14 protein-coding genes are annotated in these 16,194 nt (G+C 64.4%); 6 read left to right on the top strand and 8 right to left on the bottom strand.

Annotated features, from left to right (window positions below; genetic code table 11):
- Window positions 1-63: 63 nt before the first annotated feature.
- Window positions 64-3,762: a multifunctional oxoglutarate decarboxylase/oxoglutarate dehydrogenase thiamine pyrophosphate-binding subunit/dihydrolipoyllysine-residue succinyltransferase subunit gene (locus CU_RS03395; RefSeq protein ID WP_012359929.1), complete on the top strand. Its 3,699-nt coding sequence runs from the start codon at window positions 64-66 to the stop codon at window positions 3,760-3,762.
- 143 nt (window positions 3,763-3,905) lie between these two features.
- On the opposite strand, the gene CU_RS03390 is transcribed toward CU_RS03395, so the two are convergent.
- Entirely contained in the window at window positions 3,906-4,499 is a 594-nt protein-coding gene (locus CU_RS03390) for a hypothetical protein (RefSeq protein WP_231837744.1), read from the bottom strand.
- 201 nt (window positions 4,500-4,700) lie between these two features.
- On the opposite strand from CU_RS03390, the gene CU_RS03385 reads away from it, so the two are divergent.
- The 3 genes from CU_RS03385 (at window position 4,701) to CU_RS03375 (ending at window position 7,849) form a co-directional block, all read left to right on the top strand.
- Window positions 4,701-6,014, top strand: a complete 1,314-nt coding sequence (locus tag CU_RS03385) for a magnesium transporter MgtE N-terminal domain-containing protein (RefSeq protein ID WP_231837743.1) — start codon at window positions 4,701-4,703, stop codon at window positions 6,012-6,014.
- Entirely contained in the window at window positions 6,007-6,573 is a 567-nt protein-coding gene (locus tag CU_RS03380; protein WP_012359926.1) for a DUF1003 domain-containing protein, read from the top strand. The genes CU_RS03385 and CU_RS03380 overlap by 8 nt, the downstream gene beginning before the upstream one ends.
- A 145-nt stretch (window positions 6,574-6,718) precedes the next feature.
- Window positions 6,719-7,849: an Mrp/NBP35 family ATP-binding protein gene (locus tag CU_RS03375; protein ID WP_012359925.1), complete on the top strand. Its 1,131-nt coding sequence runs from the start codon at window positions 6,719-6,721 to the stop codon at window positions 7,847-7,849.
- 119 nt (window positions 7,850-7,968) lie between these two features.
- Here the strand turns inward: CU_RS03375 and tatB are convergent, their stop codons facing one another.
- The 3 genes from tatB to sigE are packed head-to-tail and all read right to left on the bottom strand — an operon-like array spanning window position 7,969 to window position 9,672.
- Entirely contained in the window at window positions 7,969-8,535 is a 567-nt protein-coding gene (gene tatB / locus CU_RS03370) for a Sec-independent protein translocase subunit TatB (protein WP_012359924.1), read from the bottom strand.
- Between the two features lie 32 nt (window positions 8,536-8,567).
- The gene (locus CU_RS03365) at window positions 8,568-9,041 is read right to left on the bottom strand and encodes an anti-sigma factor family protein (protein WP_012359923.1); all 474 of its coding nucleotides are present in this window, start codon (window positions 9,039-9,041) and stop codon (window positions 8,568-8,570) included.
- A gap of 10 nt (window positions 9,042-9,051) precedes the next feature.
- A complete protein-coding gene (sigE, locus tag CU_RS03360) occupies window positions 9,052-9,672 on the bottom strand; it encodes an RNA polymerase sigma factor SigE (protein WP_012359922.1) in 621 nt (206 codons plus the stop codon).
- Window positions 9,673-9,762: 90 nt separating this feature from the next.
- Between sigE and CU_RS03355 the strand changes: the two genes are divergently transcribed.
- The gene (locus CU_RS03355) at window positions 9,763-10,536 is read left to right on the top strand and encodes an O-methyltransferase (RefSeq protein WP_012359921.1); all 774 of its coding nucleotides are present in this window, start codon (window positions 9,763-9,765) and stop codon (window positions 10,534-10,536) included.
- 116 nt (window positions 10,537-10,652) lie between these two features.
- Window positions 10,653-12,263 carry a hydrolase gene (locus CU_RS03350; RefSeq protein ID WP_012359920.1) on the top strand — a complete coding sequence of 537 codons (1,611 nt, stop codon included), beginning with the start codon at window positions 10,653-10,655 and terminating at the stop codon, window positions 12,261-12,263.
- 179 nt (window positions 12,264-12,442) lie between these two features.
- Here CU_RS03350 and CU_RS03345 read toward each other — a convergent pair whose 3' ends face one another.
- From CU_RS03345 to CU_RS03330, 4 genes are read right to left on the bottom strand one after another with little or no spacing between them, the layout of a single operon-like run.
- Entirely contained in the window at window positions 12,443-13,312 is an 870-nt protein-coding gene (locus CU_RS03345) for a methyltransferase domain-containing protein (protein ID WP_012359919.1), read from the bottom strand.
- 43 nt (window positions 13,313-13,355) lie between these two features.
- The gene (locus tag CU_RS03340; RefSeq protein ID WP_012359918.1) at window positions 13,356-14,843 is read right to left on the bottom strand and encodes a leucyl aminopeptidase family protein; all 1,488 of its coding nucleotides are present in this window, start codon (window positions 14,841-14,843) and stop codon (window positions 13,356-13,358) included.
- Window positions 14,844-14,847: 4 nt separating this feature from the next.
- Window positions 14,848-15,192, bottom strand: coding sequence for a DivIVA domain-containing protein (locus tag CU_RS03335; RefSeq protein WP_012359917.1), 345 nt, complete (start codon window positions 15,190-15,192; stop codon window positions 14,848-14,850).
- Window positions 15,193-15,206: 14 nt separating this feature from the next.
- Window positions 15,207-16,085: an LOG family protein gene (locus CU_RS03330; protein WP_012359916.1), complete on the bottom strand. Its 879-nt coding sequence runs from the start codon at window positions 16,083-16,085 to the stop codon at window positions 15,207-15,209.
- Between the last annotated feature and the right edge of the window lie 109 nt (window positions 16,086-16,194).

The raw sequence follows: 16,194 nt of genomic DNA, 5'->3' as shown, positions 1-16,194 counted from the left end.
AGCACATCGTGTAGGCTGTTACAGCGAGACTGAAGTCATGATGAAAAGAGGCGAGGACCTGCTGTGAGCAGCGCGAATTTCGGTCAGAACGAATGGCTGGTCGATCAGATGTACCAGCAGTATAAGAAGGATCCGGAGTCGGTTGACCCCGAATGGCGGAAGTACTTCGAGAAGAACGGCGACACCGCCGGCAGCTCGGCGAGCGCAGATAACGGTGCCGCTACGAGCACCCAGAGCGCTCCTGCCGCCTCCGCTGGCGCCGCCACCACCGCTTCCGGTCGACGCGGTGGCCTACGTGGCGACGCCGACGAGCGTGTCATCGAGGCTTATGACGCCATTCCGAAGCGCGTCGCCCCGCCGGAGCCAAAGCAGCCTGTAGAGCCCCCCGAGGCTGGCGAGCAGGTGCTGCGTGGCACAGCCCGCGCCATCGCTAAGAACATGGACGCCTCGCTGAGCATCCCGACCGCAACCACGGTCCGCGACATGCCAGCGAAGCTCATGTTCGAAAACCGCGCGATCATCAACCAGCAGCTGCTAGCCCGCGGTGGCGGCAAGATCAGCTTTACGCACATCATCGGCTGGGCCCTGATCCGCGCGGTTCAGGCTCACCCGGACATGAACCTGAATTACAAGGTCGTCGATAACAAGCCGACCGTCGTCACCCCGGAGCACATCAACCTGGGCCTGGCGATCGACATGAACAACAAGGACGGCAGCCGTAGCCTGGTCGTGGCAGCGATCAAGGAGACGGAGAAGATGAACTTCTCCGAGTTCGTCGACGCCTACGAGGACATCGTCGCCCGTGCCCGCGTCGGCAAGCTGACGATGGACGACTTCCAGGGCGTGACCATCTCCCTGACCAACCCAGGTGGCATCGGTACCCGCCACTCCGTGCCGCGTCTGACCAACGGCCAGGGCGCGATCATCGGCGTTGGTGCGATGGATTACCCGGCCGAGTTCCAGGGCACGTCCGTCGACCGCCTCGGCGAGATGGGTATCGGCAAGCTCGTCACCATCACCTCGACCTACGACCACCGCATCATCCAGGGTGCGGAGTCCGGCGAGTTCCTGCGGACCATGTCCCGCCTGCTGATCAACGACAGCTTCTGGGACGAGATCTTCCAGGCCATGCACGTCCCGTACGCGCCGATCCGCTGGTCCCAGGATCTGCCGAACACCGGTGTGGACAAGTCCACCCGTGTCGCGCAGCTCATCGAGGCCTACCGCTCCCGCGGTCACCTCATCGCGGACATCGACCCGTTGCACTGGGTCCAGCCGGGTCTGCCAGTGCCGGATCACTCCGACCTGAACATCGAATCTCACGGCCTGACCCTGTGGGATTTCGACCGCACCTTTAACGTTGGTGGCTTCAATGGTCGCGAGACCATGACCCTGCGCGAGGTACTCGACACCCTGCGTAAGGCCTACACCCGCAAAGTCGGCTACGAGTACGCGCACGTCATGGATAAGGACGAGCGCCTGTGGCTGCAGCAGCACGTCGAGGGCGGCCAGCCGAAGTTCTCTTCCGCCGAGCAGAAGTACATCCTGCAGAAGCTGAACTCCGCTGAGGCCTTCGAGAACTTCCTGCAGACCAAGTACATCGGCCAGAAGCGCTTCTCCTTGGAGGGCGCGGAGACGCTGATCCCACTGATGGACGCCGCTATCGACCGCGCTGCCGATTCGAAGCTCAACGAGGTCGTCATCGGCATGGCCCACCGCGGTCGCCTGAACGTACTCGCCAACATCGTGGGCAAGCCTTACTCCCAGATCTTCACCGAGTTCGAGGGCAACATCGACCCGGGCTCCGCCGGCGGTTCCGGTGACGTGAAGTACCACCTGGGCGCTGAGGGCACCTACATCCAGATGTTCGGCGACAACGAGATCGACATCACCCTGACTGCCAACCCGTCCCACCTGGAGGCAGTCAACCCGGTCATGGAAGGTATCTCTCGCGCGAAGCAGGACCTGCTCACCGAGAAGTACGGCGAGGATGCCAAGGGCTCGGTCATGCCGATCCTGCTGCACGGTGACGCGGCCTTCACTGGCCTTGGCATCGTTCAGGAGACGATCAACCTCTCCAAGCTGAACGCTTACTCCGTCGGCGGCACCGTCCACGTCATCGTGAACAACCAGATTGGATTCACGACGACCCCGGACTCCGGCCGTTCGACCTACTACGCCACCGACCTGGCCAAGGGCTTCGATGCTCCGGTCTTCCACGTCAACGGCGACGACCCTGAGGCTGTCGTCTGGGTGGCACAGCTGGCGGTCGATTACCGCAACCGCTTCGGCAAGGATGTCTTCATCGATCTGGTGAGCTACCGCCGTCGCGGCCACAACGAGGCTGACGACCCGTCGATGACTCAGCCGCTGATGTACGACATCATCAACGAGCTGCCGACCTCCCGTGAGCAGTACACCGAGGCTCTCATCGGCCGCGGCGACATCTCCGAAGAGGAGGCCAAGCGCGCTGCACAGGACTTCCACGACCAGCTCGAGACCGTGTTCAACCAGGTCCGCGAGGCTGAGAAGGACGCTCCCCCGGCAGAGCAGACCGGCATCACCGGCTCTCAGAAGCTGCCCCACGGTCTGGACACCTCCATCTCCAAGGACTTGGTTCGCCAGATCGGCGACAAGTTCTACGAGACCCCGGAGTGGTTCAATGCCCACCGTCGCGTGAAGCCACTCATCAAGCGCCGCAAGGAGATGAGCGAGAACGGCAACATCGACTGGGCCTTCGGCGAGCTGCTCGCCCTGGGTTCCCTCGCGGCCGAGGGCAAGCTCATCCGCCTCGTCGGCGAGGACTCCCTGCGCGGTACCTTCACCCAGCGCCACGCGGTCCTCTTCGATAACGAGGACTTCGACCGCTACAGCCCACTGCAGTCCCTCGCCGAGGACACCGGCAATGGCGGCCGCTTCGAGGCCTACAACTCCGCGCTCACCGAGTACGCGGGCCTGGGCTTCGAATACGGCTACTCCGTGGGCAACACGGACGCGCTGACCCTGTGGGAGGCACAGTTCGGCGACTTCGCCAATGGTGGCCAGACCGTCATCGATGAGTACATCTCCTCCGGTGAGGCGAAGTGGGGTCAGAAGTCCAACCTGGTCATGCTCCTGCCGCACGGCTACGAGGGCCAGGGCCCGGACCACTCCTCCGCACGCATCGAGCGTTTCCTGCAGATGTCCGCGGAAGGGTCCTGGACCGTGGCTCAGCCGAGTACCCCGGCGAACTACTTCCACCTGCTGCGTCGCCACGCGCTGGGTTCCCTCACCCGCCCGCTGATCGTCTTCACGCCGAAGTCGATGCTGCGCAACAAGGCTGCAGTGTCCGCTGTTGAGGACTTCACGGATACGAAGAAGTTCACCTCGGTGATCGACGACCCGAACCAGAACGGCGTGAACAAGGACGTCAAGACCGTCCTGATGTGCTCCGGCAAGATCTACTACGAGCTGGAGAAGAAGCGCCAGAAGGATGGCCGCGACGATGTCGCCATCATCCGCCTGGAGATGCTGCACCCGCTGCCGTTCAACCGCATCCGCGACGCTCTGTCCAACTACCCGAACGCGGAGTTCCGCTGGGTGCAGGACGAGCCGGCCAACCAGGGTCCGTGGCCGTTCATCGCGCTGGAGCTGCCTGAGTACCTGCCAGGTATCCAGCTGAAGCGCGTGTCCCGTCGCCCGCAGTCCTCCACCGCAACTGGTGTGGCCAAGGTCCACCAGCTCGAGGAGAAGGCACTGCTCGAGGAGGCCTTCGCCGACTAGTCGGCAGATTGCCCCCATGCTCCCCCAGCCACGTGCTTGGGGGAGCATTTTCTTATGCCTAGAAGGCCTCTTTACGCCGCTGCTTTCCTAGCCGTGCCCTCGCCGCGCCCGCCCCGCGAGGACGCAAGCTCCGACCCCCACGCCTAGTGGACGTATTCTTCGCCCGCTGCGGTCGCACGCAGCTTCTCGGTGGACACCCCTCCGGCGACGTTATTCGCCGCACGCAGTTCATATCGGTCAGGCTGCGGCTTGGCCCACAGGGCAACGATATTCTGTGGCAGAGTATCGTCCTCACAGATCACAGCAGCCCCGGGGTTGGTCGCCGTCAGCTCCGCAGGAAGCGCCGAGAGCATCGTGGAGTGCGTGATATCCCGCCACTTCACACGGTCGGGCTTCTCCTCCGCTGCATACAGCTCCCGTAGCTCCCTGCCTTTCGCCGGATCGAGGGCGTCCAGTAGCTCCCCCACGCAGCCGAAGGTCATGCTGATCTTACCCTCGCGCAGTTGATTAATTCTTTGCCCGGCGGGGATCTGCGTCGTGGAGACCTCTGGGGTGTCTTCGCTGATGTCTTCGAACTGCTCGACGTACTCCTGCGCCAGCGGCTCGACTAGCTCTTCTTCCATGCGTGGCCCGCCATGGGGCCCTGTGCCTGCATCCGGCACCCCGATCACGATCTGGTCCTTATCCGCGCAGGACGTCAGCGGTGCCGCCAGCGCCAGCGCAAGTCCAGCCGCCACCACACTCTTTCTTTTCGGGGTGCGCCCAGCATCGGCGTTGCGCGGAAGAAACACGGCTTGCAGCTCTCCTTGGGGTGGGTCTCACGGCTTTAAGGGTTTGCAGCGAAAATTAGGCTGCGAGGAATGCTCCTCATCCTATCGCGAGCTCCGCGACCCACCGGGCATCGTGGCTGCGTGGACACTCAAGTATTCTTGGTTTCTATGACAGAAACTCGCGTTTATGCAGGCCGGTTGGCCGGAATGATGCTGATGGGCCCCTACGGAGACTCCATCGGCCGAGTGCGGGATGTTGTGGTCACCATCTACCAGCACCGCAGCCACGTCCTAGGGTTGGTCATCGCCCTGCCCAATAAACGCCAAATCTTTCTTCCGATGCTTCGCGTGGCCAGCATCAACCCCTCAGAGGTGATGGCGACCTCCAGCTCGGTGAACTTAAAGCCCTTCCAGTCTCGCTCCGGCGAGATTAGTATTCAGCACGAGCTGGTTGGCGCCAAGGTGCACACGGACGATCCCGAGCACGCCGAATTGCATGGCCAGGCGCTCGAGATCGTGGATGTGGAGCTGAAGCAGTCCCGGACCAGGGACTGGGAGGTCAGCCGGGTCGCGGTGGCCCAGCGCGGCCGCCTCGGCCGCCTGGGAAAGGTCGCCGTGGTGCCGTTGTCACGCATCCAGGGCCTGAGCGCGAGCGGGACGGGACCTGCGGACAGCAACGCCGAGCTACTGGCGTCCTTCCAAGAAATGCACGCCGCAGACATCGCTATCGCGCTGAACGACCTGCCAGAAGAACAGCAAACCAAGCTAGCCCGGGAGATTCCGAACGAGCGCCTCGCGGATGTCGTCGCCGAGCTACCGGAAGACTCCCGCATCGCGATCCTCAATCAGCTCGGTGTGGAGCGCGCAGCCGAGGTTCTGGAGGAAATGGAGCCGGATGATGCCGCGGATGCGCTCGCCGAGCTTCCGACCGGCACCTCGGACGTGCTCCTCGAACTCATGGACCCCGAGGACTCCGCCCCAGTGCGTCGCCTGATGAGTTTCTCTGCGGACACGGTCGGTGGCGTGATGACCTCCGAGGCAATCATCCTCACCCCACAGGCGACAGTTGCTGAGGCGCTGGCGCACGCCCGCAACCCCGATGTGTCCAGTTCCTTGAGCTCCCTGGTGTTCGTGGTGCGCCCGCCCCAGTCCACCCCCACGGGGCACTACCTAGGCTGCGTGCACCTGCAGAAGCTACTGCGCCACCCGCCAGCCACCCTGGTCAGCGAGCTGATCGACCTCGACCTACCAGCCCTGTCCGTGACAGATAGTCACGAGGCCGCGGCGCGCTTCTTCGCAACGTACAACCTGGTCTGCGCGCCCGTTGTCGATGAGGGCAACCACCTCCTCGGGGTGCTCGCCGTCGACGACCTGTTAGACGCCCTGCTGCCGGAAGATTGGCGCGACCAGGACTGGCGCGTCGACAACGACGCACAGCAGGCGCCACAGACGTCCTTGCAGGAAGGTGACGCAGATGCCTAAGAACTACAATCAGCCCGCCCTCGACACCCCAACCACCGGGGCGCGCCGCTCGCTGTTTTCTCTCAATGGCGACGCTGTAGGCGCGGGCGCAGAGAAGGTGGCTCGCTTCCTGGGCACCGGCAAGTACCTCGCCTGGCAGACCCTCATCGTGGTGGTGTGGATCTGCCTCAACATCGGCGGGATGTGGTGGAACTGGGACCCCTACCCTTTCATCCTGCTCAACCTGGCCTTCTCCACTCAGGCGGCCTACGCAGCGCCTCTGATTCTGCTAGCGCAGAACCGTCAGGACGACCGCGACCGTTTGGCGTTGAACGAGGATCGGCGCCGCGCTGAGGAGACCAAGGCCGACACGGAGTTTCTGGCCCGGGAGCTGGCGGGCGTACGCATCGCGGTGGGCGAAACGGTCACCCGAGACTACCTCCGCCGCGAGCTCGACGAGCTCTCAGAGCTGATGCGCCGCATTGAGGATAAGCTCGAGGATCGCGCCCATGACGAAGACGAGCGCGAGATGGCGGATGGTGCTCGAAGTGCAGGCTCCTCCCCGCGCGGGGAATCCTAGCGAGGCTGCGGCAAGCCGCTTGACGGGAGCCGAGGTTGAATAAAGCGGCGGCCCCCAAGGTACAGTGGCTTATTGGCTTGAGGGTCGGCTTTTGTGACCCAGACCCTCGAAAAACACTTATAGGTAAAGAAGCAGATTTAAGGCGATGCCCATGGTTCAAGAATCTGATATTCGCAACGCATTGTCGAAGGTCGAGGATCCCGAGCTGAACCGCTCGATCACCGAACTCGGCATGGTGAAGTCCATCGAGATCGACGGCGCCGACGTGGCTGTCGAGATCTACCTCACCATCGCAGGATGCCCGATGAAGTCTCACCTCACGGAGGAGACGAGGAAGGCCGCGGAGAGCGTGGCTGGCGTCGAGAACGTCACCGTCACCACCGACGTGATGAGCGACGAGCAGCGCCGCGAAGTGCGCAAGCTGGTCCGTGGCGACGCCGCCGACCCGGTGATCCCGTTCGCACAGCCGGACTCCACGACCCGCGTCTACGCCGTCGCTTCCGGCAAGGGTGGTGTGGGCAAGTCCTCCATCACGGTGAATCTGGCGGTCTCCCTGCAGCGCCGTGGCCTGAAGGTCGGTGTGATCGACGCCGATATTTACGGCCACTCCATCCCGAACATGATGGGCAGCACCGACCGGCCGCACCAGGTCGACGAGATGATCATGCCGCTGCAGGCGCACGGCGTGAAGCTGATCTCCATCGGTCACTTTGTGGGCGACAACTCCCCGGTTGTGTGGCGCGGCCCGATGCTGCACCGCGCGATCCAGCAGTTCCTCGGCGACGTGTTCTGGGGCGATCTGGACATCCTGCTGCTCGACCTGCCACCGGGCACCGGCGACGTGGCGATCTCTGTTGCCCAGCTGGTGCCGAACGCTGAGCTCCTGATCGTGACGACCCCGCAGGCGGCTGCCGCGGAGGTCGCGGAGCGTGCAGGCTCCATCGCGCAGCAGACCCGCCAGCGCATCGGCGGCGTGATCGAGAACATGAGCTGGATGCAGATGCCGGATGGCTCGAAGAACGAGATCTTCGGCTCCGGTGGTGGCCAGCTGGTGGCAGATCGCCTGTCACAGATCGCGGGCACGAAGGTGCCGCTGCTGGGCCAGATCCCGCTGGACCCGAACCTGCGCATTGGCGGCGACCTGGGCAACCCGATCGCTCTTTCGGAGCCGAACTCCGAGGCAGCCCAGGCCTTCGGGGCGATCGCCGATCACCTCGCGCTGCGGCGTTCCTCCCTGGCCGGCAAGTCCCTGGGCCTGGGGGTCACCCGCAAGTAGCTCTGATGCACAGGCTAACGCCCGCTCGCTTGATCCTTCAGCGAGCGGGCGTTTGGCTTGTCACAGGGTCTTGCATAGGCACCTAGGGCGCGCCCATCCCGGGCAGGGGCCAGCCGGCGCTACAGGACGTCGTCCCATACCCCGGCTGCCCGGGATGATGCAGAGCTCTCCCCCGCCGCAAGCTGCTGGGACTGTTGGTTCGTCGTGCGCCCCGAAGCACCGCTCGGTGCTCCCTGGCCGACCGCGGTGCGTGACCCGGCTGCATTGGAGGCGCTCCCTGTGCCCTGGGGCTGGGAATCAGGCAGCGGGGCCTGTGAGGAGGGGCGCTCGGCGCTCGTGTGTCCAGCCGGATTAGTCACCGAGTTCACTGAATCAGCCAACTGGCGGCCGGTGTTCTCCAGGTCGTTGAAGAAGGCATCGTCTCCATCGAAGAGCGCCTTCGTGACGAGACCGCGTGGCCCCATCCGGCGGTACTCGTTGATCTGGCTCAGCGGCTTCTGGAACTCCTTGAATTCAGGGCCGAAGTCCTCATCCAGCTGGCGACGGGCGTCGTTGACGAGATTGCGAAAAGCCAACGCCACCGCGCGGATATCTTTGATCATCCCCGGCAGCCGCTCCGGGCCGATAACAATCAGCCCGATGATCAGGAGCACCAGGATGTTGAACCAACTGATGGAAGAAAACACGCCCCCTACTTTAGCCCACCGGGCAGGCTGGCTTAAGACCTCCTGGCGTCACGAAGCTGGTGAATAAACAGCTCGATTTTCGCCGCCAGTGTGCGCGGGAATCGCCGTCCGGCGATGTCGAAATTCAGCTTCTGCTCAGCGCGGTCTCCCCCACTGCGCGCACCCACACGACCATGCTGGCCAGCAGCGGTCGAACCCGTGGCACGCGTGGTGCGCTCGTCTTGCGCATTCACCTGGGAACCATCCGACTCCTCTGGGATGGCTGCCAGCCGCGACAGCAGTGTCTCGGGCAGCCCCTGCCCATCGTGCTCAGTTGCGTGGCCCGGGCCGGCCTGGTGCGCCATGGCGGTACGCATCGCCTGGGCAACCTCGCGCTGGGACAGCACTTCACGGCGGCAGTCCGCACAGTGCACGAGGTGGATGCGCGCGCGTTCGGCCGCGCGGGGGCTCAGTTCCCCGTCCACGAGGGCAGCGATAGCCTCCGGCCCCAAGTGACCGATTTCCATAGCTCCCACCTTAGGATCCGACGTAGTGCAATTCACCCTGCTTTTCCACGAGCCTAGCCTTCATCTGCGAACGAGCGCGGTGGATCCGGGAGCGCACCGTCCCCAACTTCACGCCAAGAGTGACGGCGATTTCGTCGTAGCTCATGTCCAGCCCATCCCTGAGCACCAGCGCCACACGGTACTCCGGCTGCAGATCGGCCAGCGCCGCTTCCAAGGCAGGATCCAGGTTATTGAGCTCGAATGCAGCCTCAGGCGTGGGTTCCGAGGAAGTGGCCGGTGTCCAGTACTCCGGGTAATCCTCCAGCGCATCCATCCGAATCTTGGATCGGTGGCGCACCATGTCCAGGAAGAGGTTCGTGGTGATGCGGTGCAGCCAGCCCTCAAAGGTGCCGGGACGGTAGTGCTTGAGGCTGCGGAACACCCGCATGAAGGTTTCCTGGGTCAGGTCCTCGGCATCCTGCTGATTGCCGGAAAGCTGATACGCCAGCCGGTAGACGCGATCGGCGTGTTCGGCCACCAGCTCGGACCAGGAGGGCATCTCAGCCTCGCCGGCATCGAATGCGGCAGTGGTGGCTGGGCTCGTCACCAGCCCGTCAACCTGGGGATGGTGGCTGGCGTTCGCGTGAGTCATGTTTGTAGCATGTCACGCCAAGTTCCCTGCGGGATAGTTTCCGACTGGAGAAACGCTGTGAACTTCGGCCGCCACCCCACTTAAGCCACAGTGATTAACAAGCGTTTCTATTTCCTTAAAACCCCGCCCTATCAGGCATGTCTTGAGCCCAAATCAGGGTCCAGTGCCATAGTCTCGACAATCGTGAACTCTGCAAATAATTCCAGCATCAACGCCATCAAGTCCTACGTCGAGCAGACCACCCCTGCCGATGAGGCACTCGCCGCTGCGACCGAAGCGGCACGCGAATTCGGTCTGCTCGTCCCGGACGCCGTGACCGCAGAGCTGCTCCGATTCCTTGCGGCCAACACCGCGGGACGCGCGGCGCTGGGCGGCCACACCCCCACCGGGATCATTATGTCCCCCGCCTGCGGCCTGCTGGGTTCCCACCTCTTCCGCGGTTTCTACGCCGCTGGCGCCAGCCAGGCGCACCTGACCTGCATCGAGCCGGAGGTCCAGCACCAGCAGCTCGCTAAGAATGCCTTCAAGCAGATCGGCGTCGCCAGCAACGGCTTCCGCTTCCTGCCCAGCCGCCCCCTAGACGTCATCGGTCGGCTTGCCTCCACTAGCTACGACCTCGCAATTGCAGAGTGCGCGGTCGAGGACATCGAGGCCACCGTGGCAGCCACCCTTCCTACCCTCCGTTCCGGCGGCGTTCTCCTCTTGTTGGACACGCTGCTGGACGGCACACTCGCCGACGCGGAGCGCACCGATCGCCAGTCCGTCTGCGCGCGCGAGGCCGACGAATACATCACGAGCTTGACCGATGTGACCGCCGCCCGCCTGCCCGTCGGCGCCGGTGCCACGATCATCACGAAGCACTAGCCCCTTCTGCGCCCGGGGCCGCGCTTCTACCCCCCCGGGCTGTGGCCTGTGGGGTAGGCACGTGCTGGGTGAACTCCGCCCGACCTCGCAGGCAATCCGCTGGTATAAACGGGGTCATGGCTAACCCTTCCGCAGAACACACTTCCGCGCCGGTCAACCCGCAGCCTGCAGAGGCTGACGCGGAACTCCCTCACCAAGCCCCAGAGCTTCACATCACCGCCGAACGCGGTGTACTCGAGGCCCCGGCGGGAGCCGTCTTCGCCGATGGCGCGATCCACGTTTTCCACCAGTTCCGCACGAAGCGCAGCAACGGCTCGCGGTGGGCACATGTCACCGCGTCCCACATTCCCTACGACTGGGACATCAACGACGACGTCCTCAAGCCGGAGGGCGAGGAGCTGGACGTCCTCGCGGGTTCCGCTCTCACCCTCTCCGCCGCAGACGGATCTCCGGAGACCGTTGAGCTGATCTTCGTCACCTCCGAGCCACGCGACGCGAACGCCAGTCGGGAGGAGCTGCTTGGCAGCCAGGTCGCGAATGGTCGCCGCGGCGAACGCACCTTCCGAATCCAACGCGCCCAGATTGACGACCTGGCCGCCCTCAACGAGGTCTCCGACGACCCGAAGGCCGTGGCCGCCGGTGTGCGCCGCCTTGGACCCATCGACATCGACGACTCCGCCCACCCGGTCGCCGACCTCGTCACCCCGAGTGTTGTCCCCCTCGGCGAAGGCGGCTGGGGCATGCTGGCCCTGAACCTCGTCAACGACGAGGACGCCGAGATCGTGTGGCTCCTCTCCGAGGATCGCCAACACTGGCGCGTCGCGGGTGCCGTCGAGATTGACGGCGACGTGTCCCTCCCTGCATCCAGACCGTTCGCCCCGCGTCTGGTCAAGATGACCGACCAGGGCGATGGCCACGACTACCACGTCCTCATCCTCACCTACCGTGACGACGGCACCTGGAAGGCGGAGGGCGACGAGGTCACTGGCTATCTCGTCGGACGTATCGACACCCCCTCTGCCGGGAAGGTCACTTTCCAGCCCCAGGGTGAGTTCCGCGTCCTGGACCACGGCCACGACCTGACCCGTCCTCGCATCATCCCGGGCGACACCCCCGCTCTGATCGGCCTGGTGGGCGCCCACCCGGACGCTAGCACCGGCGCGGATTGGGCCAATTGCCTGTCCACGCCGCGCGCCCTCACCCTGCTGGACGGGGCGCTGTACCAGGACATCGTTGGCGCCCCACAGGCCGTGCACTCCTTCTCCGACTTCGGGCTCATCTGGACCGGGCAGCTTGCTCCAGGTGAGGGAAAGGTGGAGCTTAGCGTGCGCAACATGGATGGCGGGGAAATCGCCCTGATCAGCTACACCAAGGATGCTGTTTCCGTCACCCGCGAGGGAGACACCCGCACCGCTTCCCTCGCCGACCCAGAGGCCGACGTGCTCACCGTCTTCATCGACGGCCCGCTGTGCGAGGTCTACGCCGACGGCGGCGCCGCCACGCTGACGAGCAGCATCTCGGCGGCAGTGCCGGTTAGGGACGTGGAGGTCACCGCGACCGGTGGGGCCCGCACCGAAGTGTCGATGGTTACCCTGGGTCGCCAGCTGCAGCGCCTGCACGCGGGCCTAAACTCGGCTGCCGCTCAGGAGCAGATCATCGCGGACTCGGCCCAGGCAGATCGGGATATCGAGTCCGGCGCGATCGACGACTTGCTGGACGTGGACTAGCTCGGAGAGTCTGCCACGGCTTTCTTCGTGAGCAATGCCAAAGCCCGGGCGGGGATGCGTTCCCTGCCCGGGCTTTTACTCTGCTGCGGGGTTGTACTGGCGCACCGCTGCCGAGCGCATATGTCGCAGCGGTATCAGTGGCAGCGGCTGCTAGGGGCTTTTGCCCTTTCCTGCCTGCGTTAGGCCTTCGCGAGTCGGGTGATCTTCGCGCGCGCGGTGACCTTCATCTGCGGCGGCAGGTTCTCAATGCGCTGAGCGAGCACCTTGGAGTGAATGTGGCGCGCAGAGGGGCTCATTCCGATCTGCGCGGCAATGGAATCCTGGTCGAGGGTCATCTCGAACTCCACGGTCTCCGATTCTCCGACCGGGGTGAGGTGGCCGGAGGCCTGCTCGATCATGCGCTCGACCTTGCCCTCCTCGACCTCGATGATCCCCAGCGGCTCGCGCAGCTCGTGCAGGTGGCCGGCGTCTGCCGTGAGAACCACGACCTCCCCTCCCGGCTTCAAGATGCGGGCGAACTCGGCAGCGTTACGCGGAGCGAAGACCACCATGATCGCGTCCACGGACTCGTCCTGGATCGGCAGGCGCGACCAGGCGTCCGCGACGACGGCGCCGATGCGAGAGTGCGCCTTGGCCAGGCGCTTGACCGCCGCGGTGGAAACATCGATACCCACGCCGCGGGAGTTTTCAATCGTGTCCAGCGCATGGCTCAGGTAATAGCCGGTGCCGGCACCGATCTCCACCAGCCCCGGGTGGCTACTAGGCTCGACCCCGGCGTCATCTAGCACGTCCTCCACCTTGTGGGTAACAGCCTCGACGAAGGGGGCGAAGTGGCCTCCGGTGAGGAAGGTTTCGCGGGCGCTGATCATCGCAGCATCATCGCCGGAGTAACGAAGCCCGGCCCCGCCGGCGAGCGTCACGTAGCCCTGGCGGGCGATGTCGTAGCTATGCCCCGAGTCGGACACGAGGGTTCGCCACTGCGCGTCACCAGCCGACAGCGCGGTTCCGTCCACCGGATCCGCCAGCAGATCAATCACATCAGAAAGCACAGTCGCGCTCCTTCATTCAAGCCTCAAGAATTTAATTTATAAGCTATTTGGCTAACCACTGTACAAGCGTGCGGGCACCGAACCCGGTACCGACCGGCGAGACCTCCGCGTAGGTCTGCTCCGCACGCCCCGGTCCAGCGATATCCAGGTGGATCAGGTCGACCCCACGGGTGAACCGGCGGAGGAACATCGATGCGGTGGTAGCACCCGGCCCCTTCGGTGCCTGGCGGACGTCCGCGATCTTCGAATCCACCGCCTGTTCCAGGTACTTCGGCTGCGGTAGCGGCCACCACTGCTCCCCGACCTGGGCACCCCGGCGCGCAAGCTTCAGCGCTACCTGTGGGGTGGGTGCGAACACCGCTCCCGTGCGCAGTCCCAGCGCCAGTTTCGCCGCACCCGTGAGCGTGGCGATGGAGATGATGGCGTTCGGCTCGTACTTCTTGGCCACGTAGCTGATCGCGTCGGCCAGCACCATTCGGCCCTCGGCGTCGGTGTTGGTCACCTCAGAGGTAATGCCGCCGTAGTGTTCGACAACATCGCCCGGCCGGTAAGAGTCCCCGGAGACCATGTTCTCTGCCATCGGAACGATTGCCACGACCTTGCGCGGCACCTGCCCTTCCGCAAGCGCCCGGAAGGCCGCGATGACGCTCGCCCCGCCGGTCATGTCCGTGCGCATGAGGTCCATCCCGGCGGCGGGCTTGATGCTGATACCGCCGGTATCGAAGGTCACTCCCTTTCCCACCATGGCGATGGAGCTGCGGCGCTGCGGCAGGCCGATGCTCTCGGGGTCCCACACCATCTCCACCATCACCGGTGGGCGGGATGATCCGGAGCCTACGGCGATGATGCCGCCGAATCCCTTGCTCCGCAGCCACTCGGCGTCGCGGACTTTCACCTTGACGCCCGGGATGTTCCCTACCAGCTTCTTCGTACGCTTAGCCAGCCATTCTGGGGACTTCACGTTGCTGGGGGCATTAGCCAGATCCCGGGACAAGCAGGTTGCCTTGCCCAGCTGCACACCGTCGCGTACCGCGCGACGCAGCCCCAGGTTCGTGCGATTGTCGATACTGCGGTGCGCTGGGTTGTACCACGCCAGGTGAAGGTTGCGTACTGCACCGGGTCGCTTCTCATTCGTGGTGGAAAACTGGTGACCTCCCACGATCACACCAATAATGAGAGAGCGGAGCTGGCGCGGCTTGATGTTGGCCGGCAGGTGGAGCTGGACGAGGTGGCGCTTGGCGCGCACCGGGTGGCCAGCGACGACTTGGTTCATGTGACGGACGATCTGTGCCCCGTGAGCACGCCAGCCGTCGTCGAGGAAGTCGTTGTGCTCGGAAAAGTCAGATGCCCGCCTGGGTGCATCAGGCAGCCCCACGACCCATTCGACGGGTTCTCCGTTCGCGCTGATCTCGACGCCGCGGGAGTGGTCGCGGTCCGCGTCGAAGCGCACATTCAGCACTTCGGTTCCCTCGACGGGCGCACCGAAGGTGATGTCGGGTACGGCCTGCGGAATCTTGGGAATGGGAGCCACGGTTCTATGCCCTTTCTGCTGCTTGTTGATCGTCCTTATTGTCCCCGGCGGTTGGGGCGGCTTGCTTTCGGTCGTCCGGCCGGACTGGGTCGTCGAGGTGGGTGGCGAGCCGCTCAAGCAGAGCGTCAACCTCGGCTGCGTCGTACCCGCGGAGGGAGCGGGTGAACTTCAGCTGCCGCAGGTTCGCTCCGGTGAGCTCACCGTTCGCTCGGAACTCCGCAGCCTGCCTTTCGGCGGGGTGATCTGCTCGCGGCCCGGCGTACTCCCCCGGACCGAATACCCGCGCCACCAGGTAGACGAGAAGCCCTGCGACGAGTGCCGCGCCGGCAATCGAAAAGATCCAGTACATCCTTGTGGCTTCTCCTAGGGCTGCTCTCGGCGGAGCATCTCCAGCTCCTCCTCAATCCGACCGCGCTCGCGTTCGAGGTCCTCCCGGCGGCGCTTTAGGCTTTCGGTGTGCTTATCGTGCGCACGGTGGCAAAAGTCCATGGCGTCCTCGGGGTCATCCGTGAGGTGAATCAGATCGACGTCCTCCGGCGAAATCATCTTCTCCTCGACGAGCCCTTCCTTAATCCAGTCCACCAACGGGCCCCAGAAGCGCGTCCCGACGAGGATGATCGGGAAGCGTTGGATCTTCTGCGTCTGAACCATCACCAGGGCCTCGAAGAGCTCATCGAGGGTGCCAAAACCGCCCGGCAGGCAGATGAAGGCTTGGGAGTACTTCAGGAACATCGTCTTGCGCACGAAGAAGTAGCGGAAGTTCATGCCCAGCTGGACCCAGTCGTTGAGTCGCTGCTCGTGGGGCAGCTCGATGCCCAGACCAATGGAGAGCCCGCCGGCATCAGCCGCGCCTCGGTTCGCGGCCTCCATCAGGCCTGGTCCTCCACCCGTGATCGTGGCGTAGCCGCTGCGGGCGATCAGCTCACCGATCTGCTGGCCGAGCTTGTAGTACTCGTGGTCTTCCCGGATGCGTGCGGAGCCAAAGACGGTGATCGCCTTAGGGATCTTCGCGAGCGCGCCGAAGCCGTCGACGAACTCGGCTTGGATCCGCATCACTCGCCACGGATCCGTGTGCAGCCAGTCGGTGCTCTCCTGGGGCTGAAGCAAGCGCTGGTCGGTCGTGGAGTCCTTCGGCTCTGAGTCCGGAGCCCCCCGGTACAGCACCGGTCCACGGAAACGAAAATCGGAAAGATTGGCTGAATCGGTGGCCGGGAAGTTGGGGGTGGAGTCTTCAGTAGTCATCGTTATTCATACTAACGGTGTCCCACGACACGCGGGCGCCGCCAATCCCCTGGCGCTGCCCGCATTCCCCCTTAACAGGTGCACTACCCGCCCCCACAGGCCCGGAAGT

This window comes from Corynebacterium urealyticum DSM 7109 (assembly GCF_000069945.1).
GTDB lineage: Bacteria > Actinomycetota > Actinomycetes > Mycobacteriales > Mycobacteriaceae > Corynebacterium > Corynebacterium urealyticum.
Note: the sequence above shows the minus strand (reverse complement) of the source record. Positions and strands in the feature narration are given on the sequence as shown.